Here is a 26,410-nt window from a genome sequence, read left to right on the forward strand (position 1 = left end):
CTTTCATAGAGGGAAACGGTATTTTTAAAACTCAAATCATTAGTTAACATATTAATAACAAGCTGAGTTTTGAATGGATCGTTTTTATGAAAGCATGGTTACTTAGAATACATGACCGTAAACGACTGATTATGGCAACCGTCGCTGCAATGTTATTGGTGGCAATTTCTTTAGTTACGACAGGGTTTATCAGTGCATTATGTGATTTAAGCGCATTTGCTATTTTATTCACTGTTGTATGGTTAAAGGTGTGTGAATCACAGCCCCGATATAAGTCGAATGAGTAATTAATTCCTTCTGTAAAAATAAAAATTAAGCCCTAATAAGATGTTATTCCTATGGAGAGTGAGATAACTCCACAAGGAATAATAGGTAAAAGCAAATACAATAACGCAACAATTATGCAAATAAAACAGAACATACAACCAGTTAATCGTTTATATTCATACTTTTATTGATATATATTTTAATAAAATGTGATTAGGTGCTAATTATTGCTTCTATATAAACTTTATTATCAGCACGAATTTTTACTGAATATTACATCAGTAATGTAAACGCTGTTATTAGGGAGTATAGATGTGTTTATTATTGAATTTTTGATTGTATTGGTATGTATCTTAGTGGGTGCACGAATCGGTGGTATCGGTTTGGGTGTAATGGGGGGTATCGGCCTTGCAATTCTAAGCTTTGTTTTTGGCTTGCAACCAACCAGTCCACCAATTGATGTAATGTTAATGATCATGGCAGTTGTTGCGGCTGCGGCTGCAATGCAAGCGGCGGGTGGTCTTGAATACTTAATTAAAATTGCGTCAAATATTCTTCGTAAAAATCCTCGTCATATTACATTTATAGCGCCGCTAGTGACTTATATGTTCACTTTTTTAGCGGGTACAGGTCATGTTGCTTACTCTGTATTACCTGTTATTGCTGAAGTGAGCCGTCGCAGTGGCATTCGTCCAGAACGCCCACTTGGTATGGCTGTTATCGCATCTCAGTTTGCGATTGTTGCAAGCCCGATTGCTGCGGCTGTTGTTGCTTTAGTTGCTTTTCTTGAGCCTCAAGGTATTACATTAGCTGATGTATTAATGGTAACTATCCCAGGCACATTCTGTGGTTTAGCATTAGCGTGTGTTGTCGTTAATAAAATGGGTAAAGATCTAAAAGATGACCCAGAATATCAACGCCGTATGCAAGATCCTGCTTTCCGTAAAGAAATGGAACAAGAAGTTAAAGTAGAAGAGATCGTTATTAAACCAGCAGCAAAGAAAGCGGTTGGTCTATTCTTATTTGGTGCGTTAGCTGTTGTTATTATGGGTGCGTTCCCTGGACTACGTCCTAACTTTAATGGATCTGCAATGGGCATGGCACACACGATCGAGATCGTGATGTTAGCTATTGCAGCTTTGATCATCTTGATCTGTAAGCCTGACGGTAATGTGATCACACAAGGATCTGTTTTCCATGCTGGTATGCGTGCGATTGTAGCAATTTTTGGTATTGCATGGTTAGGTGACACATTTATCGCTGGTCACAGTGAAATGGTGAAAGAGGCTGTGTCTGGCTTAGTAGAAGTTGCACCATGGACGTTTGCATTTGCTCTATTTGCATTATCTGTGATGGTTAATAGCCAAGGTGCAACAACAGCGGTACTTGTGCCAGTTGGTATTACACTTGGTTTACCACCTGAAGTTATTATTGCGACATTCGTTGCGGTTAACGGTTACTTCTTTATTCCTAACTACGGCCCTATTATTGCTTCAATTGATTTTGACCGTACTGGCACAACAAAGATTGGTAGTTACATCTTTAACCATAGCTTTATGATTCCAGGTTTATTAAGCATGGTATTTAGTATTATCTTTGGCTTTATTTTCGCAAGTTTTGTCTTGTAAAAAACAAGGTAAATACAACGTAAAAAATAAAGTAGATTAAATAAAAAACCTTTATATCTTCATGTTGGACATTGAAGAATAGAGGTTTTTTTTGATTATGAAAGACGGCGGATTAGGCTGTCAGTATCTTAACCGTATTTATATTTACAGGTTTGAGTAAATAGTCCTGCCTTCTTTGATGGTTTCGACAATCTTAATATCTTTAATTTTAGTGGGCTCAATGGTGAGGGGGTTATTATTAAGAATAACCATATCAGCAAGTTTTCCCACTTCAAGAGAGCCCTTGTTCATATCTTCGTTATATTGTTCAGCAGCCCAAATGGTCATTGCTTTTAACCCTTCCAGTGGTGTGACTTGCTGTGATTTTCCGATAACTTGATTGTTTCGTGATAATCGATTTACAGCCGATGAAAGCATCATCATTTGATCTAAAGGTGCAACAACAAAGTCAGTATGATTGGTTGGGTGAAGACCGATATCAATGGCATCTCGCATTGGACTAATGTAGTCAGTCTGCTCTTTACCACGATTGTTGAGGTGTGCATCTGCAAAATAATAGGTATGTAAGGTATAGAAAGAAGGACTTATCTTATATTCTATAAATTTACTCAATTGATCTTTACGTGCAAATTGCGCATGAATCATTGTAATGTCACGATCTTTGTTTAGATCGCCTTTAGCTGCGGATTGGTGTGCTTTAAAAAATGCATCAATAGCGCCATCACCGTTGGCATGTAAATTTAAAGGTACGTTTAAGTCATAGACTTTTTTTACCATTTTGTTGATTGTATCTTGGGGAAAGGTCAATTCACCCATCCAATTTTTTTCTCCCGCAGGGCCTCCCGTTAAATAGGGCGTTGTAAATCGTGCAGTACGACCCTGAGGCGAACCATCAATGGTGACTTTAATACCACCGACTTTAAAACGATTGTTGTATTGCAGCCATTGATCGATAGGGTATTTAGTTAAAATAGCATCAATATCGGTAATAAAAGGATAAACAATAATATCTATAATATTGGCATTAGCATCAGAAGCACGTTTGATGGTTTCAAACTGATTTAAATGGGTTGCTCCTTCATGAGCGGTAGTTATACCATTTTGAGCATACAGTTGTTGCCCAGCTTTAGTGGCTTTAATTTCATCTTCTGGTGACATGACTTCTGCTTGGGCAAGAACAGGAAGATACGCTGTTTCCATGATTAACCCAAACGGTTCATTGGTGCCTTGTTTACGAACGATAACGCCACCAGCAGGGGTGACTGTTTTATCACTGTAACCATATTTTTTTAAAGCAAGACTGTTAAGTACCGTACCGTGCATAGAGACATGATCGATACGGACTGGGTTGTCAGGAAATACCTTATCGATATCGTCGCGATTGAGTAAGCGACCATTTGGCATAACAGTATCATCATAGCCATAAGCAATAATCAATTCGCCCTTAGGGATCTTATGTTCATCAGCATATTGCTTAATAGCGGCAAGAATGCTGTCAACATCTTTACCTGTACCTGATGGTGGCGCATAAACTTGAGCTTGGTTAGCAACTTGTAATGAATTGAAATAATGACTATGAGCATCGATAAAGCCAGGCAATAAGCTGTTATTTTTTAAGTCGATCAGTTCGGTATTTGGGGATTTAAAGGTTTGGTTAATTATAGCTGTATCACCAACACCAATAATTTTTCCGTCTTTAATTGCAATGGCTTGTACAGAAGGTTGAGCATCGTTCATGGTAATAATATTACCGCCACTATAAATAGTATCTGCACTAACAGTTGGGGATTTTTCATCGCAGCCCATCACTAATAATGATGAGATTAAAGCTGACATCAGTTTTAATTTTGGCGTTTTCATTAATTACATCCGTGTTAAGAAAAATAAAAAGATCAGTAATGGCATCATATATTTTTAGCATTAAAAGTCTAAAATACTTAACTTTATGGATGAAATCACTCAGCAGAGGAAATAAAAATTATATCAATGAAAAATTTGTGACGCGAGTGAGATAAAAAAAGCCAGATACTATATCTGGCTTAGAAGGGTGTTATAAATGTAACGCTTGTTTATTAAAGAAATAGCTCAATGTAAGTCAATGATGCAGTACCAATTGCTAACCAAAGGATAACACCCAGTAATAAAGGCTTATGTCCTGCATTGCGTAATTTGCTGACGGTTATACCTGAGCCAATTAAAAATAGGCACACTACTAATAAACGTTTTGATGCATCAAAGATAAGAATATAGGTTGAGTGAAATTGTGGAATAAAATGCGCAATTAAGATAGCTAGGCAATAAAACACAATAAAGTAAGGAATACTGATTTTCTTACTGTCACCTTTAAACATTAAAGCACTGCCAAACGCGACAGGAATGATCCATAGTGCACGTGCCAGTTTTAATGTTGTCGCAGTTTTTAGTGCTTCATCCCCATAAGAGCCCGCCGCACCTACTACTGATGATGTATCATGAATGGCAATGGCAGCCCAAGTACCAAAGGCATGTTGACTCATTTCTAATAAATGCCCAACCGCAGGGAAAAGGAAAAGCGCCATGGCGTTGAGTACAAATACAGTGGCTAATGCTAATGAGGTTTGGTCATCACGCGCATTAATGGCAGGCGATACCGCAGCAATGGCACTACCACCACAAATAGCCGTACCCGCAGCGATTAAATGGCCGGTTTTTTTATCCAACTTTAAAAAGTGCGTTGCTAGCCAACCCAAAAATAAAGTAAAGAAAATAGAAGAGATAATAAGCCCTAATCCTTGACGGCTCGCTTCAATGGCTTCGTTTAAATTAATTCCAAACCCTAAACCAATAATGGAGTATGACAAAAGTTTTTTGGTTAGAGCAGCAAGATTAAATTGGGTCGGTACGAAACCAAAGCTGGCTAAAGTAAAACCAAGAATTAATGCAATGGGTGAGCTAATGAAAGGCGCTAAACATATTATTGCAGCTAATATAAATATAATATCAGCAGGACGTAAGTTTCTAATTTTTTGATTTAGGGTCATTTTTATGGTTGAGATGGGTTATTTATAAGATCTCGAATTATACGCACGTCATTCTATTTAGTTTAGTTAAATATTTTTAAACGAGGGTTAAGGGATATTGAATATTCATTGATGCTGATTGTTATTTTTTTTGCCATGAACCGTGGCTGTTTTGATAAAAATGACCGGCTTGGGTTTTTTCTATCGCTTTATGGTACGCCCGCTGTTTGACGGTACTTAGAGATAAATCATGCGATTGGCTAATGGCTTGGTATGTCTCTTGTCTATGGCTATTAACTGAGTTTATAAGTCGACTTACATCAGCGTTATTACTCGATTTAATCGCAGCAATAAAGCCCGTGTTTGTTTCACCGACTAAGCCTTGTTGTTTGGCTTGCTGCAATGTAATTGCAAGTACAGTGCTTGAATTGAACAACAGTAAATAACCGCCAAGTAACACAGCGTAAAGGGATGACGATTTCATAAGGTTACCTTAATATTGAATGACAAAAACCATTAAAAGACGGCTTTATTATCAAATAATTGTTCTATTTCTCGATCAACTTTTATTTTGATTTCATGTTCAATTTTAACATTAAGATTAACCTCTATTGGTTTGTCTGATGCTGCAACTTGTATGGTTGGCGTACACCCAATAAGCAATAGAACGATGATAATAGCAAATACGTAATGCAAATTGGGCTGGTGCAGTGTTGCTTGAAAATAGTTCATGCTGATAACCTTTAATGCTATGGGTGGTTAAAATGCTCACTAATTTTTTGCTCGACATTTGAAGCATTTAGCATGTTAATTGTTCTAATAAGTTCAAGAATATTATCTTCAATGGCTACGTTTATGTTGATTGGGCGACCAGATTGAAAATCAGGGTTATAGCCTTTGAAATGAGATTGTGTTTTTAACACGCCATCTTTAGCATAGTTAACTTTTATGGCTAAGGTACGATAATGGTAGTTTTTAAGTATTTCACTGACCATTAATGGACTTTGATGACCGACAGCTTTGATTTTCTCATCAATGACAGATCCTGCAATATAGCGTAATACCCCCCCAGGGTAGCGAGAGTGAAGTGTGGCATGATGAATCTCAAAGTGACCATCAACCATTGTGATCGGGATCGTACCATCAAGGATCCCTGTGAACTCAATGCTTTCATGATCAATAAGATCCGCTGCTTGTTTAATGTTAAGGCCAAAGACAGTGATGGGTATGGGCGTTAGTTTATGCAAGTTAGTAAGGCTAATATTATGTGCACTGACACTTCCACCCAGTAATGCGGCTGATATTCGATGTAATGTATATTGGTTTGTTAGCGTATTAATATCAATGAGTAAACTAGGGTTAGTGAGTATGATGCCTGCATGTAGTTGTTGTGCAAATAACGAAATAGGATGCAGGGTTTGAATCCCTTGAGGAGAGAAAGCAATATTAGCACTGCTTTCTAATTGAGTAATATTAATGCCGTAGTAACTGCCTGAAAGTAGATCGGTTGCAACTGTTGCGTTGCCGATGATGTGGTTATTATGATCAATAATAAATGAAGCGCCGTAAGTGATATTTCCGTCTGTAATATCAATCGGTAAAGCCAATGTTGGAAAGTAGTAGTTTTTTAAGCTATTGGCTGGTGTAAAAGCAATGGTCTGACGGTGTAATTTAACATGGGTTTTTTGGGTTGTGAGATCAGCGTTAATATCCATTTTTGCTAAAATATCATCATGACGATTGGCCAAGGTCGCGTTAACGTTAAGCGTCTTCTCTGCTAAATGGAATTTCCCGTACAGCGTACTTAACGGAAATAACTGTTTACGATTACGTTGAGCGGCATCCATGATGATTTTAAAGTGACTTGATAATGTTGTCGGTGTTGGGGGAAATGTGTTTTTTATGGATCGGTTTTTCAAAAGAGTATCGTTTAATGGTGTCTTTTCAAATAAGAACTCATGGCGTAATAAAAATTGGCTTACATCAATGTGGAGTTGCGCTTTATAGTCAGTAATCGGTAATGTTTTTTGTGTTTGATGACGGATTGCCAATTTGGCGGTTAGCTGTGCCTGAGTTTGTTGAGGTTGGTATAACGTCAGAGCAATGCGATCCTGCTTTTTTTCAAACAATCCAATTAATTGATTTAAACTGAAATCAATATCATCAATCTTATTACTGGCTAAAGTCGGAATACCTTCAAAGGTAAGCTTTTTGGTTTGTAAATGTGTGTGTTGTAATTGTGATATCAAGTAATTATTAGCCCACGTGGCTTTTATGTTTGATCTAAAAATGATGTCATCAACTTGACTATCAACGACGGGTCGTAATGTATTGATACTAGCATTGATCTTAGCGTTAAGGTGACATTGCAAGTTAGGGTACAAACAATTGAATTCATTAATAAGTAATTGCAGTTTAGATTTCGTTTTGGCGTTGTTAAAACTGATGGTTTCATTTTTATCACTTAAAGCGAGACTAAAAAGCTTATTTTGATAATTGATATTAAAGTTTATTTTACCATCGCTGTTCATTTGAATATTCGCGACATGTTTGGGGGCATTATTATGGCGTTTGGTTTTGTCTTTAGTAGCAAAGAACGGAGCTTCAAAGGCATATTTATTGAGTTCAATAGTAAAAGATGGCGGTAATTCAATACCAATCAAGTAATGGGCATCAACAATTTTGTTATTAATAACCATGGGATGAAAAGGTTTAGATAAACCACTCACAATTTGCTTCGCATAAAAGCGTAATGGGCCGTTTATTTTAGCGTCAGGAACATCTTCAAGCCCTAACCGATCGGTAAATTCTTTGGTGTTTTTGAAGTTAGCATTGCAATTTAAATAGTGTGGTAATGGCTGATGAAAAATGACTTTAATATCACAATTAAGGTTATTACCGTCACTTCGAGTCATTATGGTGTGAGCACGAGCGTCTGTTTTTGATAGATGATAAATATTAACATCAAGCAGGTATGGGTGTGGGCTTAACGCTTTTCCCTTAACAATAAAACGCGCTTTGGTCTTCTTTTCTGTCGCTATATTTAAATCTTTAGCTTGTTGATCTATTTTCTGACGCGCTTGTTTTCGACGTTGGCGTTGTTGTTTATTCTCACTGGTAACGGCTGAAGGCTTATCAAATGTAATTGTGCTGTGGTTGATGTTTGCAGCTGTTGCTAGGTTTGCCATTGTGGACGATGCCGCTGCTGTTGGTGTTTCTAAAATGACTTTAGCATCAATTAATAAATCACCATAAGTTAGTGCATTTACTTTTAATTTTTTAATGGGTAAACGAGCAAGATTAGCAATAGCTTGTCCGAGATGGATCCCTTTGCTATCGATGTCTGTGCGATTGATAAACGCGGGCAAATATTGAGGTTGTTCGAGCTTTACTGTTTTAGCCGCTAGTACCATTGTGGGTAAACTACGGTTAAGATCAAACGTTAACGATAATTGAGAGATAATTTGCTCAGTTAGTGTGTTATTTAGTGTTTCCCATTGCGGGTGGATAGATGCAATAGTAACGGCAACAGGGGTTTTATTATCTAGCCATGCAATTGAGAACTGGCTGTTATTATACAATAAGGAATAATGTGGTGAGGGCTGAATATGAGGAAAGAAAAGGCTCAATTTACCTTTACTTGAATGACCTGAAATAACCAGATGTGGATTATGACTGATAGTGACATCAACCTGTTCTAAAATTTGGGTTGCAGCGGCTTCTTTACCATCACTGTGTGCTGCTGACGTGGTCACCTTACGAGCATGGGCGTTAATCGCGAGCGGGTATTTAAAATCAACAAATCTAAACGTAGCATCAAAAAAGTGGATATAACGTAAATAAAGCTGTTGTTTTTCGAGTATCGCAGTGGCCGTTGGGGAAAGCTCAATTTCATATTTCTTTGCAAATAAGCGATAACTGCCTTCATCAAGGTCATTATTAGGATCTGTTTGATGTTGTAAAGCAAGCTGGTGGAAAGTGACGTTGTAACTGAAAATGCGTAACGAAACATGTTCTGCATGAAGACCATTGTCATAACGCAGTCCTTTAAGATCAGTGATCGTTACATGGTTAATGTGCAACCATATAAGACCAATTATTGGCATCAGTAGTATCAATCCCAATAGCGATAACCCAATTTTAGTACCGCTACGTAACCGCGACGTTTTAGCCTCCGTTGGTGGTGATGGCGTAATATTGTGCTCAGGCGATTTCACAGCGATAGGTCACCTTATGAAAAAGAATAATGTCGTTATTAGTAATAAACTACCGATAAACGATAAGGAGTAATGATGATCATTTACCTCATCTTTAAACATATACCAGATTCTACTATTCGTAAGTCATCCGCTTCATTAATTCAATAGAATTCACTATAAAGTGACTAATTATTCTTATCGTTACAAAATATACGGTGTTACATCTTTTAGTTTGAATTTCTATGCGCTTTTATTGTTGGCACTAATTGTCTAAATAATACAACCATCCTTGATAGGTGGTTGAATAAATACCGTTACATTGCCTTTGTTGCTGCTGGCGCTGTGCTAAAGGGAAAGAATCAAACAAACGTTGGTAACGAGCAGGATTACTGCCATAGACCAAACACAAAATATGCTGATAACGTTGTTGGCTAAGGCTATGTTGCTGAATAAAAGTGTTATTTCTAAGGTTCGAGTTATTTAAGGCTTGAGTACTAAATAAGCGACTAGCATTAATTGCAATGTCATCACCTCGATGAATATCATTAAGTAGCAAAATAACCACAAAATTATCGACGGTTGTTTCACTATTGCCTAATACGGGAATAGCACGATCTAGAATATAAGCATGACCAATCTCATGCAGTAGTGTCAGTAATAGGGCATCAGTTGTTGCCTGATAGCGTTGTTGTTGGGTTGGATAAGCATCTGTTTTCGATACATGTTCTAAAAGTTGATCAATATATTGGTAAGGGATCTGGATTTGTCCTTTGGTTGAATCAAAATTAGGTCCTTTAGCGCTACCAAAAACGATATTTAAGCTAGGGGCAAAAATATACCGCGTCTGACTTAGTTGTTTAATGGTTGCGAGGATAGAGGAGTGTTGAATGATGTCTTTTGCTTGTTGTTGTTGGGTGTTAGCGGGCGTGAGAAAGACAAAGTTAACCGTAGGGACAGGATCTAATGCTAATCCATAGCTACCGCCGGTTGGTTGGTCTGTTCCTGCGTAACTAAAGCAAGAGAGTGTCAGGCAGAATAAGCCGTATATGAACTTTAGTGGGGATGATAACTGCGAAAATGTTGGATTAGCCTTTGCACTCACCTTTTCACCAACCCGTTGATCAAAAGCGATAAAATGTTTATTCACGATGTCACCTCATACTGCTATAGATGTATCATAAGTGATAATTATAGCGGATGAGACAATAGGTAACGCTGTAAAAACATTAAATCACCTTATTTATAACTATTAATGATTCACTGCATGTTGTTTTATATTGGCTGTGCTTATTTTAACGGTAATAGCATATCAACGATACCATCGGCCAATTGCACATCAATTTCAAACCCCATTTTTTGCGCGAGAGTGATCATGCCTCGATTGGTCGGCATTGTCATTCCGGTTAGAGTATGAAGCCCGCGTTGTTTAGCATAATCAATAAGTTTGCTCATTAACATTCGTCCTAAACCTGCGCCTTTAAGATCAGAGCGAACAAGAATCGCAAATTCAGCATCATTATTGTTGGCATCCGATAATGCACGTGCAACACCGATAATCATTTCATCATAAACCGCCACGAAGGCCATTTCACGATCGTAATCGATTTGGGTAAATTTGGCTAAGGCCTCATGATTTAATTCTCCCACATCAGAAAAGAAGCGTTTATATAGATCCTCTTCTGATACTTGGCTTATAAAAGCTTTATGGGCAGGTTCATCTTCCGGTAATATTGGGCGAAGTAATATTGATTTACCGTCTTTAAGCTGGCATTGCTGTTCATATTCTTTAGGATAAGGACGGATCGCTAATCGTTGTTGAATATCACCATTAAATGCAGCGATATCCATAGAGGCATCAATGATCGTTAATTCGTCACCAGAGATCAGTAGTGGGTGAATATCTAATGCACTAATATCAGGGCAATCAATGACCATTTGTGAAATAGTCACTAGCAATCGGCATAGTGCGGGAATAGATATCTTTTCTAAACTGCTGCGCTGCTTTATTTTGTTACGCTTTAAGGCATTAATGACCATATAACGGGCAAGTGCCATATTTAGCGGCGGTAGCGCAACCACGGCATCACGTTCAATATCCCAATGAATGGTTTCTTCGCCCAACATGATCACAGGCCCAAAAACAGGATCGTTATGGACACCAATACGCAATTCTTGCGCACCGGAGCGGTTAGCCATACGTTGAATCAATAAGCCATCAATTCGTGCACTTGGATAGTGTAAAGCGGCGCGAGATAAGATGGCATCGGCGGCATTAGCCACTTCATTGGCATTTCGTAGATATAAAACAACGCCGTGGATCTCTGATTTATGACGAATATCGGGAGAGCGTAACTTCACAGCCACGGGATATCCAATCTGTTCGGCAATATGTACCGCTTCAGCGGCATCAGAGGCTATCCATGTTGGCAATGTTGTAAAACCATAGCTTTCTAGTAACGGTCGTACTTCATGAGTTTCAAGGTGGTAAATATTTTGCTGAAGTAAACGTTGTATTTCATGGCGAACATAATGCGGGTCTGCGGTAATGTCACTGACTGATACAGGAGTCTCCATTAACTGACGTTGATTACGGCGGTATTCGACTAAATGCATGAAAGCTGAAATCGCACTTTCAGGTGTACGATAAGTCGGTAAACGCGCTTGAGTAAAAAGACTACGCGCGTTGGTCGCTTCATTTTCACCTGACCAATTGGTTAAAATGTTAAATCGTTGGCTGCGAGGATGCTGGTGGAGGATATCAATAATGACTTTGGCGGTGTTAGTGCTATGAGCTATCGCTGACGGGCTATGTATAATAAGTAAGGCATCAAAATCATCGCTGTCCAATAGAATATTAATCACCTGTTGGTAACGCGCTGTATTAGCATCACCCATGATATCTATCGGGTTTGTCTGTGACCAATAACAAGGCAATACTTGTGACAGCTTTGTTATTGTTGCCGCACTTAGTTGGGCTAATTTTCCGCCTCTGTCTGATAATGCGTCTAGTGCCATAATAGCAGGGCCACCACCATTAGTGAGAATCGCTAATCGTTCACCGCGTAACGGTACTGAATGGGCCAGTGTTTCAACCGCAGCAAATAGATCATGGGTTGTATGTACGCGTAACATACCAGAGCGTCGAATAGCGGCATCATAAATTTCATCAACCCCATGCTCACCACTGGTATGTAATAAAGCTGCTGAACGTCCAGCGCTTGTACGGCCACTCTTTAATACTAAAATACGACGGTTTCTTGCTGCTGCGCGGGCTGCTGACATAAATTGGCGCGCATCTTTAATATTGTCGATATAAAGTAAGATTGCCTCAGTTTTTGTATCTTGGCTTAAAATATCAAGTAACTCGGCAAAATTAATGTCGCAGGCATCTCCTAAAGAAATAAAAGTAGAAAAGCCAATTTGTTTATTCTGTGCCCAATCAAGAATAGTGGTACACACTGCTGCTGATTGTGAAATAAATGCGATATTGCCTTTATTAGCACGAGTAGGGGTGACGGAAGCATTTAAGTTCAACCAAGGTAAAATTATCCCCATGCTATTTGGGCCAATAATACGCATATTATAACGCTGTGCATTGGTAAGCATTTGTTGCTGGTGGCTAATAGCTTCTTTGTTGTTAGTATGAGGAGCCATACCCGCGGCAATAACAATCGTTGCTTTTATTCCTTTTTCCCCTAGCTGGTTAATAATATCGGGAACAAGCTCTGCGCGAGTACACACAATAGCAATGTCTGGAATAATAGGCATTGATTCAATATTGCGATAAGCCAGAATTCCGGCAACTGCAGCATACTTTGGGGTGACTGGAATAATTGGCCCAGAAAAACATCCTGATAACAAATTCCTAACAACTATATGGCCAATTCGATTGAAATTATTTGATGCACCAATGACGGCAATACTATGTGGCTTAAAAAAATAAGTAAGGTTGTCCATACTGTATGCACTTTATCTTTACATTTCTGACATTTTATATAGAAATATGAAGAATGTATCTATTTAGTGGCTATTATGTGACTTAAAATCGATAAAAGGAAAAGATAAGCGGGTAATTTTAGGTGTTTATATTCTATTTTGAATACTATTATGCCTATAAGTATTATTACGTATTTATATTGATAAATACACAATTATTGTATTGATAGTGTTAATATTGTGTGTCTTAATATATGGGTAATTAAAGCTCTAGGTGTTAAACAATTAAGATGATTCATGATTTATATTTTAGATATCAACCCAGATACTATAATGGTGAGATATACTCTTATGAGGCATTATTAAGAAGCCATATACACAATTTTAATGTTGAGGATTTTGTGTATTCAATTCAATGTTCAGCTCATTTTGATTTGAATATTATTTTGAAAGTACTTCAAGACAGAAAATCATTGCATATTTGCGATGATGTTTCCATATCATTGAATATCTCGATTGCAAGTTTACTCGACAATGATTTTATAAATCAATGCTTGGATATTTTTGAAATGGAGAAAAATATCACATTAGAATTAACTAATCATGATAAAACAGATAATTTTGATGCTATCCAAAAAGCAATATTACTTCTTAAAAATAAAGGGGTTAAGTTTGCTCTTGGAGATTTTGGTAAAGGATATTTGAATACGGATAATTTCTTATATCTTGATGTAGATTATATAATTTTAGATCGTAGATTGATAAATAATATCAATGACAACTATATTACTTATTCAGTGCTTAAATCAAAATATGAATATATTGCTAATGTCCTTGGTAAAATTGTAATTATTGAAGGCATAGAAACATTTGAGCAATTTAATTTAGTAAAAGAATTTGGTGATATGCTATATCAAGGATTTTATTTCTCTCAAGCGATTGATATTAGTAAAATTCGGAAAATAGCTAATCCTCGATCTTTAAAAAAAGCACCTAAGAAAGAATTTTCATTAAAACTAGATCAAGCTATTTTTGACTTAAATCGGTCTCAAGATCCTGAAAACATACAAAAAGCTATTAATCAAATCAAAGAAATAGACAAATATAATATTATTGGATTAACATCTAATACGTTTGATCTACATAGTGAACGTCAACGGATCAACCAAAATTATCGTGAAATTACAAAAAATAAAACAAGTTCACATTTTTTACTTGCTGCATCATTAGTATGTGGTTGCGATGGCGCTGTCGTTATTCGTGATAAAGACGGTAATGTCATTTTTAATAATGAAAAGTTTATCAATTTTGTTGGTATTGATCTTGTTGATGTACCTGTAGAAGAAGTATGTGAAAAAATTACAGATTATCGTAGTTGCTTAAATGTTGATAATGAACTTTTATCTAGTGACTCGTGCTTTATGATGGCTGATGAGATCATTGAAACAAAAGATAATAGTGAGCTTGTTCATACATATAGGCAAAAGGTATCTCACTTCGGCCAACATTTCATTATTTGTTCTGTTTATGGCACCGTTGATTCTATCGTTGTCGATCCTCTGACTAATTGTTACCAAAAGAATTATTTATCATCAAACTATATGAATCAGTATAAGATTTTAGTTTTTATTGATTTAGATGGCTTTAAAGAGATTAATGATACTTTAGGACATTATGTTGGTGATGAAGTCTTACGTGATTTTTCTTTAACAATGAAAGATTTATTACGAGATTCTGATGTGATGATACGTTTTGGTGGTGATGAATTTGTTATTCTATTAAATAGTCATGTGATTAAAAACGTTCAGCAACGAGTTGAACAATTAAGACAAAGTATCGAATATTATTTTAGTCAGAAAAAAATACAACTTAGTTTTTCTTATGGGATAGCTTCTTTAGAAGCCGGAGTTGACTTAGCGCTTAAGCGAGCTGATATTGCAATGTATCAAGAAAAAGCATTTAGAAAAAGTAAGCGACAATCTTTATTGGCATAATATGATTGTGTTCTAACTTATAGAGTAAACCGAGTTGTCTTTATAATATTACGTGCGTATTGGATATGATTAATTAGTATAAATATCGCTTTTATAAAGCTAACAAAGTGATACACGTAAATATAAAAAAAAGAGATCATATGATCTCTTTTTTTGCTGGTGGATCAATTATTATAAGTAGCTTACACCTGGTAGCGGCTTTTATCACCGATATCAAAATGTAGCGGCATACGCCATTTACTAAAGGCAGCAAATGCAAGTAATGCAGCACCTACCATAGCAAAGCCAACCCCAATATTTGCAGCATTAAATACGAAGCAGAACCAAAAACCGGCTAAAGCAAGAGGGGTTAATAAGAGTATTTTTACTTTAAAGCAGAAATATTCTTTTATTGAAAGTGCGCTAAAGACAAATAAAGCAGCACCTAAGGCTAATGGTTGCCATAAGCCCGCGATAAACCAGATTGCTGAGAATAAGCCCGCGCCTTGGATTAGCCAGCGAAAACGTTTGTCATAAATATGAACAGTTGTTGATGCTAATAAAGCGACCATAACTAGAAAAGGGGTTGCGGCATTGGTTTCTGAGCCAATGATTGTCATGATAATAGCAGCAACAGTGAATGCAGATCGGTATAGGATAACGGTTAGTTTATCAAGTATGTCGAGTTCGCATTTAATATGTGGATCAGCCATTGAGGCTCCTAGGCAGTAGCAGAAAAGGTGGGTGATATTATTGTTAACAAAACAATATTTATTGTGAGCATGGTAACATAAATGCTTTTCGATTGATCAATCGTTATGATCTGTTTGATCGTAATCAAAAGCTACGGCAAACTATTATAGATCCTTTGTCATTCAATTGTTTTGATGATGAGCACCCCAATATTCGGTTGAGAATAAGAGAGAATAAAATGAAAAAAATTATCACATTGAGCCTGTTATCGAGCTTAGTGGGGTGTGCTCAATTGATGCCGCCAAAAACATCATTACAAACCCCGATTGAAACCATTAATACAACACAATCGACTGAAAAATTTGTAGAACCAACGGTCGTTGCTGAGTTAGATAAATCCGTTAAAACAGACCCTCTGTATCAATCGATAGATTCGATTGCCGTCAGCGAACAAGTTATAAAAGAGCAGCCAGCCGCAAAGGCCACACCAACAACTGAAAACACCTCAGAACCTACTGCTATTGAAGAAACGAATGAGCTAGCAGTAGATACAACAACAGATGTTGATGCCGCTGCCACCGAGCCAGCCAAGAATGCAGCAACAGATGTTGATTCAGCTGCCACAGAGCCAGCCGAGAATACAGCAACAGATGTTGATGTCGTAGCCGTAGAGCCAGCTGAGAATACAGCAACAGATGTTGATGCCGCTGCCACCGAGCCAGCCGAGAATGCAGCAACAGATGTTGATTCAGCTGCCACCGAGCCAGCCGAGAATACAGCAACAGATGTTGATGTAGTAGCGACTGAACCTGCCATAAATGCAGTGACGGAGATGGATGCTGCATCTATTGAATCAGCTGTGAATGCGGCAACAGAAACAGATAATACGGCGACAGCCGCTGTTACGACAGCGACTGTAACGGATGAACCTGAACCAATTGAGTCATCAAATGATACTACTGTGGATGATCAAACTGTTGTCGATGACCAAGCCTCGGCGAATGAACCCATAGCAGCTGATGATGAATATAAAACAACGGTTATGCATGGTTATAGTGTGCAGGTTACCGCATCAAGAGATGAACAATCATTAGTGACATTGCTGTCGTTATTAGATAGCCAGCAACCAGCTTGGTTAAATAAGAAAATGATTAATGGTAGTCAGGTTTATACTTTATTATTAGGGCATTACTCTGATCATGAACAAGCAAAAGCAGCACTAGCCTTGTTACCTGAAGCTTTACAGAACAATGGCGCATTTGTGAGGAATTTTTATGAGATTGAACATACTCGTTCACCACAATTGAAGCAATTACAATAATTCAATAGTTAATAGCAGATAAATGGTGGTTTAATCACCATTTTTAGCACAAACTTCGCATGATTTAAAAATAAATCACGATAAGATGATGTAGAGGGTGCATTCGCATTCGTTTTTTGATTACTATATTCAGCAGTGAATGCCTTATTCTTTTTGACCTTGGTAGTGTATCAAGGCTTTTGTAATCTGCATTGTATTGTGATTGGTCTAATTAAGGAACGATAATGAGTTCTATCCATGTATTATTATTATGCGGCGGCGGTAGTGCTGAGCATGAAGTTTCTCTCGTGTCTGCAAACTTTATTGAACAACAATTAAAAGCGATTGATGGCGTTAGCTATACACGTGTTGAAATGACTAAAAATGAAGGTTGGTTAAATGAAAACCAACATTCTTGTGAATTGAACTTAGATAAAACATTATCAGCTATCGGTGAGCAACCTATCACGATTGATTACGTGATTCCTTGTGTACACGGTTTTCCTGGTGAAACAGGGGACCTGCAATCACTGTTTGATTTAGCTGGCTTGCCTTATTTAGGTTGTGGTGCAGAAGCAAGCACGAATTGTTTTAATAAAATTACCACTAAATTATGGTTTGATGCGCTAAATATTCCAAATACGCCCTATGTTTTCTTGAGTGAGAACACTGAAGAAGCGCATCAGCAAGCGTTAGCTGCATTGAATAAATGGGGTAAGGTCTTTGTTAAAGCGGCATGCCAAGGTTCATCTGTAGGCTGTTATAGCGTCGCAAACGCAGAAGAATTACGTACAGCTGTGAATAATGCATTTGGTTACTCTAACCAAGTGCTTATTGAAAAGACAATTAAGCCTCGTGAGCTAGAAGTTGCTGCTTATCAATTTGGTGATCAACTAATCATTACCAAGCCGGGTGAAGTATCATGCCCAGATGATAAGTTTTATAGCTATGAAGAAAAATATAGCACAGACAGCTTGTCAACAACTCAGGTTGAAGCGCGTAATATCACTGAAGAACAAATTGAAGCTATTCAGCACTATGCGCGTAAAGCGTTTGAGCAAATGAAGCTGAAAGATTTATCTCGTATTGATTTCTTTTTAAGTGAAGACAATGAAATTCTATTAAATGAAATTAATACTTTCCCAGGTATGACGCCAATTTCAATGTTCCCTAAAATGCTAGAGAACTATGGCCATGACTTTACAGACTTTATTGAAAAAGCGATTAAAAACGCCGTTAAGTAATATCTAACCAAGTGTTTTATTAGCCAACCTCTTATTATACTTTCAACGAGAAAGAATACAGGGTTGGCTTTTTTATGCCATGTTAATGCTGTTTACTGAGCCTGTGTTATTTTCCATTTTTATTGGCAAATTTCTTTAAGGTGTTATCTCGTTTAGCACGTTGACCTATATATTGAGCAGGCATAGCAGGGCTTCGCCATCGACCTTGATGCTGTATTTGATGAATAGACAACCCCGCATCGGCTAAATCTTGACTTGCTCCCACCCGTGGTGATTGACCTGAAAAAATAACATCCGCCGGCAGATCTAGTTCTTGGCTCGCTCGTCTGAAAATTCGATAAATAGATGAATGATCGAGTGGATTATCACCAATATTGTTATGTCGATCTATACGTCTAAAAACAAAACCACTATCAATCATGGATAATGTTAACCAACGATTAATCGCTTGAGAGGCCACATCACTTAGGGCAATTAAGGTTCCATTCACCGACAGGGTAATTAAGCCATCGGGGGTTACTTCAATGTCATTGATGGTTAGGGCGGTTACTTCTGAACGTTTTAGCATAGCTTCAAAAGTCATCGCCCAAATGGCCATATCTCGTACATCTTTGGCTTTTGTTGAAAGTATAAAAACATCAAGAAGATCGTGTAAATGATTATCACGAAAGCCCTGAGCATTAGTGTAATCATCATGTTTATCAAGACGTTGTTTATGCATGGCGAGTTTAATTTCATTACTTAAACAGGGATTAGGTAATGCATGACAACGGTGCACCAAACTAATAGTGACAATGTAACGTTTAAGACTGGCTAACTTACGAGTTTGTGCCATTTTTTCTATATAGCGATGAACAATCTCAGCTGATGCTGGTAATGCTGACGCTTGATGTTGTTCACAAAAAAGTAAAAAATTATTCCAATCATTTTTAAATGCAACCAAAGTATTTTTGGCATATTGTTGGTGTGTTAGTCGTTGCCAAACGGTAATGGACTCAGCAATGGTTGAAAAGTCAGTAATACTTGCATTACGAACAGTTTCATCTTCAATAATAGTGATTTTCTTAGCCATAACACCTCTAATGCACTATAACTTTATATGATATTGATAATAACAACGATCATCGAAAAACGAAAGAATTTTTATAAAAAGCTATCCTAGCTATTTAATAATTAATATTATATAAATAGTTAACATAATGATTATTAAAGAAACTCATACTTTAATAAGGTTGGGGATATGACAATTAAAAAACGCCTTTTTCATCGTGGTTATACTATTGAAAATAGCACTGGGCTTACATCAGACTGGAAAACAACCATTAATGGGCAAACCGTCAAAGGAATGATAACCAACATTAAAAAGAGTGTAGATTGGTGGTGCGATACCAAGGCTTTTGTGCCGCCAGAAAAATTTAATACTCATCCTCAGGTAAGGCAATCAACTGTAATAGCTAAATCTGAACAGTATCGAGGTATTGTTTTAAAAAATGATAGCGGTAAAGCCAATGAGTGGTACGTCATGGTGCGCGGGCAGTTAGTTAAAGGTGATATTGTTTCAATAAAAAAATATTTAGATAGAACGCTTACAGCCTAAAAAACAGTGCCTATTGATTACAGGCACTGATTTAGTTATTTGTTGAAGAATTAATCATCATCGTCGTGTTTTGATACATCAACTAAATAACGGCCATCTAGCCAGTTCCGGCCAATAAGTAATTTATACTCTAGTTTTTTACGATCACGTAAGTTGACTGGAATCGCATGATTTTTACCATTCCAAACTAGATCCATTACAACAGCATAGCGACGCTCAACACCTTGAGCGTTACGTATCTTACTGATTTTTATTATTTTGCTTGTGTGTGTTTGTTCTTGCCCTTGTGCATTTGCTGTTTTGAAGCTGATCATTTTACCCAGGTTTTCTTGCCAGCTTTTTTTGGTATCGTTAGGGTTATTATTACCATCGATAACGTGTAAATCATACGCATTAATGGACGTAGTATTTGCTCCCGTATCAATACGCGCCTTGTAATCCATATCAAGATCTTTAACGTAAATGGTCTCAACAGGGCCAACAATGTACTTTCCATCACACTGGTTGTCAGCATAGCTCATGGTTGATAGTGTTGCCGCAGCAACGAACATGGCAGACATAAAAACTTTTTTCACATAAACTCCTGATCTTATTAGCTCTTCATTCATAGATAATAGACTGGGTGGTAATAACAATGTTCAATTTTATGTAAAATTTAGGCAATTATTTGAATTTAATGTAGAAAAAGTTGCTTTTCGATTTGCTGGAAACATGATGTTGTTTGGTCAAACTGAATAGTATTAAAACCGAGTGCTGATGCTATTTGAATATTCTCACTATTATCATCAATAAACAGACTTTCTTGTGGTGTTAATTGATAACGATCGCAGAGCCTTAGAAATATTTCTTGTTCTGGTTTCATTACTAATTCTTTGCCTGAAACTAAGCCACCATCAAAAAATGAAATAAAATGATGCTTTTCATACAGTGTATCAAAAAAGGCACTACACATATTGGTCAGATAATAAAGTGAGTAGGGTTGTTGTGTTAATTGATTAAAGAGTGTTTCTGTTTGTTGTATTTTGGTCAAACTCAATTGAATATGTGCGATAAAATCTTCTATACGTTGTGATGATATTTGAGTTCGTGCTGAAAATTTCGGGATCACCTCCGCAATAAGCATCGTACCACGATCAAGTGATAGCCAATCAGGATGTTGAAGTACATCACGCAGCAATATTTCTCTCTCTGATGGTGATGTGGTGAAACTATTAACAATATGGTGTGGATTCCATTCAAATAGTACTGCGCCAAAATCAAAAATCACATTACGAATCATAAGATGTTCCGTTAGAGTACCATTTATTGATAGTATTGGTTCATGAGTATTTCGCAAGATTGATGTGCTAACTTTTAATGTTATTCACACAATCAAGCAACCAAGTGAGATAAATTGCACAATGAGTGATAATAGCCGTTTAGTTTTCTCAACCGAAACTGGTCGAATTAAAGAAGAAAAAGAACAACCTGTACGCCCAAAAGGTGATGGTATTGTTCGTATTCAGCGAGAAACAAAAGGACGTAAGGGCAAAGGCGTTTGTATTGTTTCAGGTCTTGATGTTGAAGATACCCAACTGAAGCTCATTGCTGCTGAATTGAAAAAAGTGTGTGGCTGTGGTGGTGCAGTAAAAGAGGGTAAAATTGAAATTCAAGGTGATAAGCGTGATGTAATAAAAGCGCACCTTGAAAAGAAAGGCCATACAGTTAAATTAGCTGGCGGTTGATAGCCAATTATATACGCTAACAATCTGATTGGTCAGTAGTTTATATGAGGCAATAATTCAAACGATTATTGCCTTAATTCTATTCGTTTATATATAACCACCAGCATTGTAACGTTATCTATTTTAAATCCCGCTATTATTTCTAATTTCAACCTTCCTCTTAAAGATATAAACCCTATTCGATAATATCTATTTTTGAATCAGTCTCGCAATCCGCATTTTTAATATAACGACTACTATTAAAGCAATTGCGACTGATTTAAGGAAGACTGTATGTCAGATGTGAATGTTTTTAAACAACCTAAACCGTTTTATCTCATATTTTCAGTAGAGTTCTGGGAGAGATTTGGGTTCTATGGCATGCAAGCCATTCTTACTGTATATATGGTCAACATTCTTGGCATGTCAGAGGCCGAGTCATTTACCTTATTTGGTGCATTTTCTGCGTTAATATTTGGTTCAGTAGCGATTGGTGGGTGGGTTGGGGATAAGATCCTTGGTACGAAACGGACCATTACTCTCGGGGCGTTTGTTCTTACTATTGGGTACTCTTTATTAGGGCTATCCGCAGCGGGAGGGTTTGGCGGAAAAGAACTTATCTATATAGCAATGGGTTTTATCACTATGGGTAATGGTTTATTTAAAGCCAACCCTTCAAGTTTACTTGCAAAATCTTATGAGGAAAATGATCCGCGTCTTGATGGTGCATTTACCATGTACTATATGGCGATTAATTTAGGTTCATTTTTCTCAATGCTATTAAGTCCTTGGATAGCTGAAAAAATGGGTTATGGCGTAGCTTTTGGTGTGAGTGCGATTGGATTATTAATTACTATGGTTAACTTTATGGTGATGGGTCGAATCGTTAAAAACATTGGTTCAAAACCTGATATGTTGCCCGTCAATAAACGTTATTATTTCGCAGTTGTGGTTGCCACTGTCGTGTTGAGTTTTTTGAGTGCGTTTCTATTACAACACTTGTTTTACGCTCATGCCATTTTGGTTGTAGTCGGAATTACAATAGTGTTTATTTATTTCAAAGAAGCATTTAAAACCCAAGGTCTAGAAAGGGCTAAAATGTTTGTCGCTTTTGTTTTAATGCTACAAGGTATTGTCTTCTTTGCGCTGTATTTTCAAATGCCGACGTCACTTAACTTTTTTGCTATTCATAATGTCAGTCATGATTTATTTGGCTTTAAAGTAGAGCCAGAACAATTTCAAGCGCTGAACCCATTTTGGATCATGATTGCGAGTCCATTATTAGCCATTCTTTATAATAAACTCGGTGAACGATTTGCGATGCCGTTTAAGTTTGCATTTGGAATGGTGTTATGTAGTTTGGCTTTTTTAATTTTGAAATTCTCAACTGGGTTTGCAAACTCACAAGGGATCATCAATTCAAATTGGTTAGTGGCAAGCTATTTATTACAGTCACTAGGGGAGTTGTTAGTGTCAGGACTAGGGCTCGCTATGATTGCTCAATTAGTGCCACAACGCATGATGGGCTTTGCAATGGGAATGTGGTTTTTAACCTCTGCCACAGCGGCTATTTTAGCTGGCTGGATTGCAAGTTTAACGGCTGCGCCTGAAGGGGTTATTGAACCAGCACAAACTCTTGTTCTTTATGCGGAAGTCTTTGGTGAAATTGGGTATGTTACCGCTGCTATTGCTATATTTACATTACTTATTGCGCCAAAATTAACGCGTATTATTCAAGGTAAAGCGTAGTGTTATATGACTAACCATACTGTAACTATAAATGTGGTGTGAAGAATAACAGCAATCATATTAGGTGATTGCCGTTATTCTTTTACTACTTACTACTTACTACTTACTACTTACTACTTACTACTAGCTGCAAGTACATCAATAAAAGCATCAATATCTTCAGCTTTGGTTGCAAAATTGGTTACTAAACGCGCGACACCATCACCCCAGCGATTAGCTAAAAACTCAAAGCCATGTTCATGTAAGGTTGCAATCGTCACCGGAGACATTTTACAAAATACAATATTTGTTTTTGACGGGTGGAGTAGCTCAACACCATCGATGTTCAGAATACCGTTACGTAATTTTGTAGCCATTGCATTCGCATGTTGTGCGTTGTTAAGCCATAAATTATCGGTAATATAAGCATCGATTTGTGTTGATAGAAAACGCATTTTAGACATCAAATGTCCCGCACGTTTACGGCGATATTCGATCTCATTTTTTAAGCTAGTATCAAATAAAACAATTACTTCTACGCCAAAAGCACCATTTTTCGTCGCACCAAAAGAAAGGGCATCGACACCCGCTTTCCATGTCATTTCAGCAGGTGTGCAACCAAGGGCATCAATAGCATTAGCAAAACGTGCGCCATCCATATGGTATTTTAAATTGTGGCTTTTACATACATCACCAATTGCGCGAAGTTCATCAATAGTATAAACGCTACCAGTTTCAGTCGCTTGGGTTACGCTAACCACAGCTGGTTGTACGGTATGAACATCCCCAATTTTTAAAGTAGCACGTTGACTCAATGTTATAGGGTCAATTTTACAATCATCCCCATCAATCGGCAGAAGCTTTACGCCATTACTGAAAAACTCCGGTGCGCCACATTCATCATTATTAATGTGGCTATTTGGATGACAAAGCACCGCTCCCCAAGCAGGAGACATTGCGGCTAAACATAAGCTATTAGCTGCTGTTCCTGTTGGCACTAAAACGACAGCAACATCGGTTTCAAATAACACACTCATTTTACGATCTAATTGTAACGATAAATCATCATTACCATACGGTGTGGCATCATCAACACTATATTCAATAAGGTGTTGCAATATTTGAGGTGACACACCTGCAATATTGTCACTGGTTAAGCCGATGGTTTTTTTCGAGGTCGTTAAGGTTGAGCTTGTCATTGTTGTCTCCATACAGATTGAATTATCAATATACCTAATTTAGCGCGAAAGATAAGCAATATTATTATTCTAGTTTTGTAATTACCTGACTATTACAGTGCGAAATGTGGTGCTTCATCCAAGCTTGAGATCAAATGGCAATGAAAGATATAAAAAGGCATGTTTTTTGATAAAAATACGCCAATACAATTATTTAGAGTAACGATAATGAAAAGGATAGCAGCGTTAGATAGTATTCGAGGTTTATTACTATTATTAATGACAATCAATCACTTAATATGGATAAGTGGCGGGTATTCTGTCATTCAAAATGTGACTTTACAGCCTTTAGGGCAGTTTGGTGCTGCTGAATGTTTTGTGTTTATTTCTGGCTTACTTGCCGGGGCTATATACAGTCGAGAATCATTAACCAATACCGAGACTATCACTAAGGCATGGCACCGAGCATTTAGTATCTACCGTTATCATATCGGTTGTTTGTTGATAGTGTTTGCATGGATTCTTATCGCAGCATATTTATTACCATCAGCTTTACCTATGCTTGAACACAGTGCACAGAATGTATTAGAAAGCCCCTTTAAGACATTGATAGCCAGTGTTGTGTTGGTTAATCAACCTAACTATTTTGACACTCTGCCACTCTATATTATTTTCATGTTGTTGTTGCCTGTGCTTATTATGGCATACCGTAAAGGGTTAGGGTGGGCGGTTGTTAGCATCAGTATTATTCTCTGGATTTTTAGTAAAGAGCTTAATACAACAATATTGCTGCCTTTATTCTCGTTTGTTTTTTCGAGTTTTAAACTACAACTGGGTTATTTTAATCTTTTTGCATGGCAACTATTGTTTGTCGGCGGATCAACCCTTGGATTTATGTTACAAAATAAAACATTACGCTGGCAGCATCCTGCTTTAACCGTTATTGCCGTGATTATTGCAACAGGTCTTTTTGCTGCGCACTACGGTGTATTCAGTGATTATGGTATTCAGCGGTGGATGTTGTCTTCATATGCGGATAAACCTGAACTTGGCTGGTTACGGACCTTAAACATCACCGTATGGGTTTATTTGATTGCTATTATTATTCAATATTACCCTAATGCACTTCATATTAAAGCATTAAGTTATATTGGCCGTCATTCATTACGTGTGTTCAGTTGGCAAGTTGTTATTGTCTACTTAAGCGCACCGTTACTGCATAATCTCCGTTTAGAATCATATTACACGCTACTTATCATCGCTTTTGCTGCAACATTATGGATAGCGGCATTACTGTCGGAAAAACTAAACACACATACAGTAAGTCGCTTACATTGGGTCAGTGGCTTTAGTGTAATGTTGAGTTTCATCATGCTTGGTAATATTGTCAGCACAGAAGGTGTTTCCCCGTTAACAATAAAAGTTACCAATATTAATGATCCCAAAACATCAGTATTAGTTTACGATGAAAAAGATGATTTAACCCAATATCCCTCGGTATATTCAAATGCCTATTCGCCACAAAAATTAGCACAAGGAGTCACAATAAGTGCATTACCCTCAGGGAATTATGCGGTACTTGTATTTCAAGATAACGACGGTGATTATAATTTAACAATAGGTAACAATGGCATGCCTATTGAACGTTTTGGTTATTCAAACAACCCACCATTAGATACACCAGTATCAATGGAGCAAGCGAAATTTGCTCATAGAGGACCACAAACTCAAACCATTAATTTTTAATATGGTTTAAAACAGCGCACTCAATTAACAATAATTGAGTGCTGCCATTCGGTGATTTTTGATAAAAAGGGCACTTACAACAGTTAGCTACAGCTTTTATTGTTTAGGCTCAATCTCACATTTATAAAATCCATACTCTCTTCTTACTGTTTTTTTCTTTGATCAAACGATCATATTTCATTGATATTGAGTGGTTGCATATTGTGGCTTTTAATTTGC

Annotated in this window: 21 protein-coding genes; 9 read left to right on the forward strand and 12 right to left on the reverse strand. The window is 37.2% G+C overall.

The annotated features are described in order from the left end of the window. The first annotated feature begins 86 nt into the window (after window positions 1-86). Both C9I86_RS02335 and C9I86_RS02340 read left to right on the forward strand, forming a co-directional pair. The gene (locus C9I86_RS02335) at window positions 87-287 is read left to right on the forward strand and encodes a hypothetical protein (RefSeq protein WP_080155916.1); all 201 of its coding nucleotides are present in this window, start codon (window positions 87-89) and stop codon (window positions 285-287) included. A 294-nt stretch (window positions 288-581) separates the two neighbouring features. Next, window positions 582-1,895, forward strand: coding sequence for an anaerobic C4-dicarboxylate transporter family protein (locus tag C9I86_RS02340; RefSeq protein WP_080155917.1), 1,314 nt, complete (start codon window positions 582-584; stop codon window positions 1,893-1,895). Between the two features lie 144 nt (window positions 1,896-2,039). On the opposite strand, the gene C9I86_RS02345 is transcribed toward C9I86_RS02340, so the two are convergent. The 7 genes from C9I86_RS02345 to C9I86_RS02375 all read right to left on the reverse strand — a co-directional run bounded on the left by C9I86_RS02345 (window position 2,040) and on the right by C9I86_RS02375 (window position 13,050). Next, complete coding sequence (locus tag C9I86_RS02345; RefSeq protein WP_199190731.1) at window positions 2,040-3,755, reverse strand: amidohydrolase; 1,716 nt, start codon at window positions 3,753-3,755, stop codon at window positions 2,040-2,042. Between the two features lie 212 nt (window positions 3,756-3,967). Continuing rightward, entirely contained in the window at window positions 3,968-4,915 is a 948-nt protein-coding gene (locus tag C9I86_RS02350; protein WP_080155918.1) for a YeiH family protein, read from the reverse strand. Window positions 4,916-5,036: 121 nt separating this feature from the next. Then, entirely contained in the window at window positions 5,037-5,378 is a 342-nt protein-coding gene (locus tag C9I86_RS02355) for a YdbL family protein (RefSeq protein WP_080155919.1), read from the reverse strand. A 32-nt stretch (window positions 5,379-5,410) separates the two neighbouring features. After that, a complete protein-coding gene (locus C9I86_RS02360) occupies window positions 5,411-5,626 on the reverse strand; it encodes a YnbE family lipoprotein (RefSeq protein ID WP_080155920.1) in 216 nt (71 codons plus the stop codon). Window positions 5,627-5,643: 17 nt separating this feature from the next. After that, the gene (locus C9I86_RS02365) at window positions 5,644-9,111 is read right to left on the reverse strand and encodes a YdbH domain-containing protein (protein ID WP_107275505.1); all 3,468 of its coding nucleotides are present in this window, start codon (window positions 9,109-9,111) and stop codon (window positions 5,644-5,646) included. 244 nt (window positions 9,112-9,355) lie between these two features. Further along, window positions 9,356-10,240, reverse strand: a complete 885-nt coding sequence (locus C9I86_RS02370) for a DUF4344 domain-containing metallopeptidase (protein WP_158258906.1) — start codon at window positions 10,238-10,240, stop codon at window positions 9,356-9,358. Window positions 10,241-10,380: 140 nt separating this feature from the next. After that, entirely contained in the window at window positions 10,381-13,050 is a 2,670-nt protein-coding gene (locus C9I86_RS02375; protein WP_107275507.1) for a bifunctional acetate--CoA ligase family protein/GNAT family N-acetyltransferase, read from the reverse strand. Between the two features lie 269 nt (window positions 13,051-13,319). Between C9I86_RS02375 and C9I86_RS02380 the strand changes: the two genes are divergently transcribed. After that, a complete protein-coding gene (locus C9I86_RS02380; RefSeq protein WP_107275508.1) occupies window positions 13,320-15,023 on the forward strand; it encodes a GGDEF domain-containing protein in 1,704 nt (567 codons plus the stop codon). Window positions 15,024-15,205: 182 nt separating this feature from the next. Here C9I86_RS02380 and C9I86_RS02385 read toward each other — a convergent pair whose 3' ends face one another. Continuing rightward, window positions 15,206-15,715, reverse strand: a complete 510-nt coding sequence (locus C9I86_RS02385) for a hypothetical protein (protein ID WP_080155924.1) — start codon at window positions 15,713-15,715, stop codon at window positions 15,206-15,208. Between the two features lie 218 nt (window positions 15,716-15,933). Between C9I86_RS02385 and C9I86_RS02390 the strand changes: the two genes are divergently transcribed. Together C9I86_RS02390 and C9I86_RS02395 are read left to right on the forward strand one after the other, a co-directional pair. Then, on the forward strand, window positions 15,934-17,016 hold the full coding sequence (locus C9I86_RS02390; RefSeq protein WP_107275509.1) for an SPOR domain-containing protein: 1,083 nt from the start codon (window positions 15,934-15,936) through the stop codon (window positions 17,014-17,016). 224 nt (window positions 17,017-17,240) lie between these two features. Further along, window positions 17,241-18,239, forward strand: a complete 999-nt coding sequence (locus C9I86_RS02395; RefSeq protein WP_107275510.1) for a D-alanine--D-alanine ligase — start codon at window positions 17,241-17,243, stop codon at window positions 18,237-18,239. Window positions 18,240-18,345: 106 nt separating this feature from the next. Here the strand turns inward: C9I86_RS02395 and C9I86_RS02400 are convergent, their stop codons facing one another. Next, window positions 18,346-19,311 (reverse strand): tyrosine-type recombinase/integrase, encoded by a 966-nt coding sequence (locus C9I86_RS02400; RefSeq protein ID WP_107275511.1) that lies wholly within the window; start codon window positions 19,309-19,311, stop codon window positions 18,346-18,348. Between the two features lie 168 nt (window positions 19,312-19,479). Here C9I86_RS02400 and C9I86_RS02405 point away from each other — a divergent pair, with 168 nt between their 5' ends. Next, window positions 19,480-19,836 (forward strand): DUF3319 domain-containing protein, encoded by a 357-nt coding sequence (locus C9I86_RS02405; RefSeq protein ID WP_235865765.1) that lies wholly within the window; start codon window positions 19,480-19,482, stop codon window positions 19,834-19,836. Window positions 19,837-19,886: 50 nt separating this feature from the next. On the opposite strand, the gene C9I86_RS02410 is transcribed toward C9I86_RS02405, so the two are convergent. Further along, window positions 19,887-20,411 (reverse strand): RimK/LysX family protein, encoded by a 525-nt coding sequence (locus tag C9I86_RS02410; protein ID WP_199190732.1) that lies wholly within the window; start codon window positions 20,409-20,411, stop codon window positions 19,887-19,889. 98 nt (window positions 20,412-20,509) lie between these two features. Then, window positions 20,510-21,115, reverse strand: a complete 606-nt coding sequence (locus C9I86_RS02415) for an HAD family phosphatase (protein WP_080155929.1) — start codon at window positions 21,113-21,115, stop codon at window positions 20,510-20,512. Between the two features lie 121 nt (window positions 21,116-21,236). Here C9I86_RS02415 and yciH point away from each other — a divergent pair, with 121 nt between their 5' ends. Together yciH and dtpA are read left to right on the forward strand one after the other, a co-directional pair. Next, complete coding sequence (gene yciH, locus C9I86_RS02420) at window positions 21,237-21,560, forward strand: stress response translation initiation inhibitor YciH (RefSeq protein WP_080155930.1); 324 nt, start codon at window positions 21,237-21,239, stop codon at window positions 21,558-21,560. Between the two features lie 273 nt (window positions 21,561-21,833). After that, window positions 21,834-23,288, forward strand: coding sequence for a dipeptide/tripeptide permease DtpA (dtpA, locus tag C9I86_RS02425; protein ID WP_107275512.1), 1,455 nt, complete (start codon window positions 21,834-21,836; stop codon window positions 23,286-23,288). A gap of 113 nt (window positions 23,289-23,401) precedes the next feature. On the opposite strand, the gene C9I86_RS02430 is transcribed toward dtpA, so the two are convergent. Next, window positions 23,402-24,466 (reverse strand): low specificity L-threonine aldolase, encoded by a 1,065-nt coding sequence (locus tag C9I86_RS02430; protein ID WP_107275513.1) that lies wholly within the window; start codon window positions 24,464-24,466, stop codon window positions 23,402-23,404. A gap of 207 nt (window positions 24,467-24,673) precedes the next feature. On the opposite strand from C9I86_RS02430, the gene opgC reads away from it, so the two are divergent. Continuing rightward, window positions 24,674-26,191: an OpgC domain-containing protein gene (gene opgC / locus C9I86_RS02435; RefSeq protein WP_158258907.1), complete on the forward strand. Its 1,518-nt coding sequence runs from the start codon at window positions 24,674-24,676 to the stop codon at window positions 26,189-26,191. The last annotated feature ends 219 nt before the right edge of the window (window positions 26,192-26,410 follow it).

Origin of the sequence: Photobacterium sp. NCIMB 13483 (genome assembly GCF_003025475.1) — a bacterium.
GTDB classification, from domain to species: Bacteria; Pseudomonadota; Gammaproteobacteria; order Enterobacterales; family Vibrionaceae; genus Photobacterium; species Photobacterium piscicola.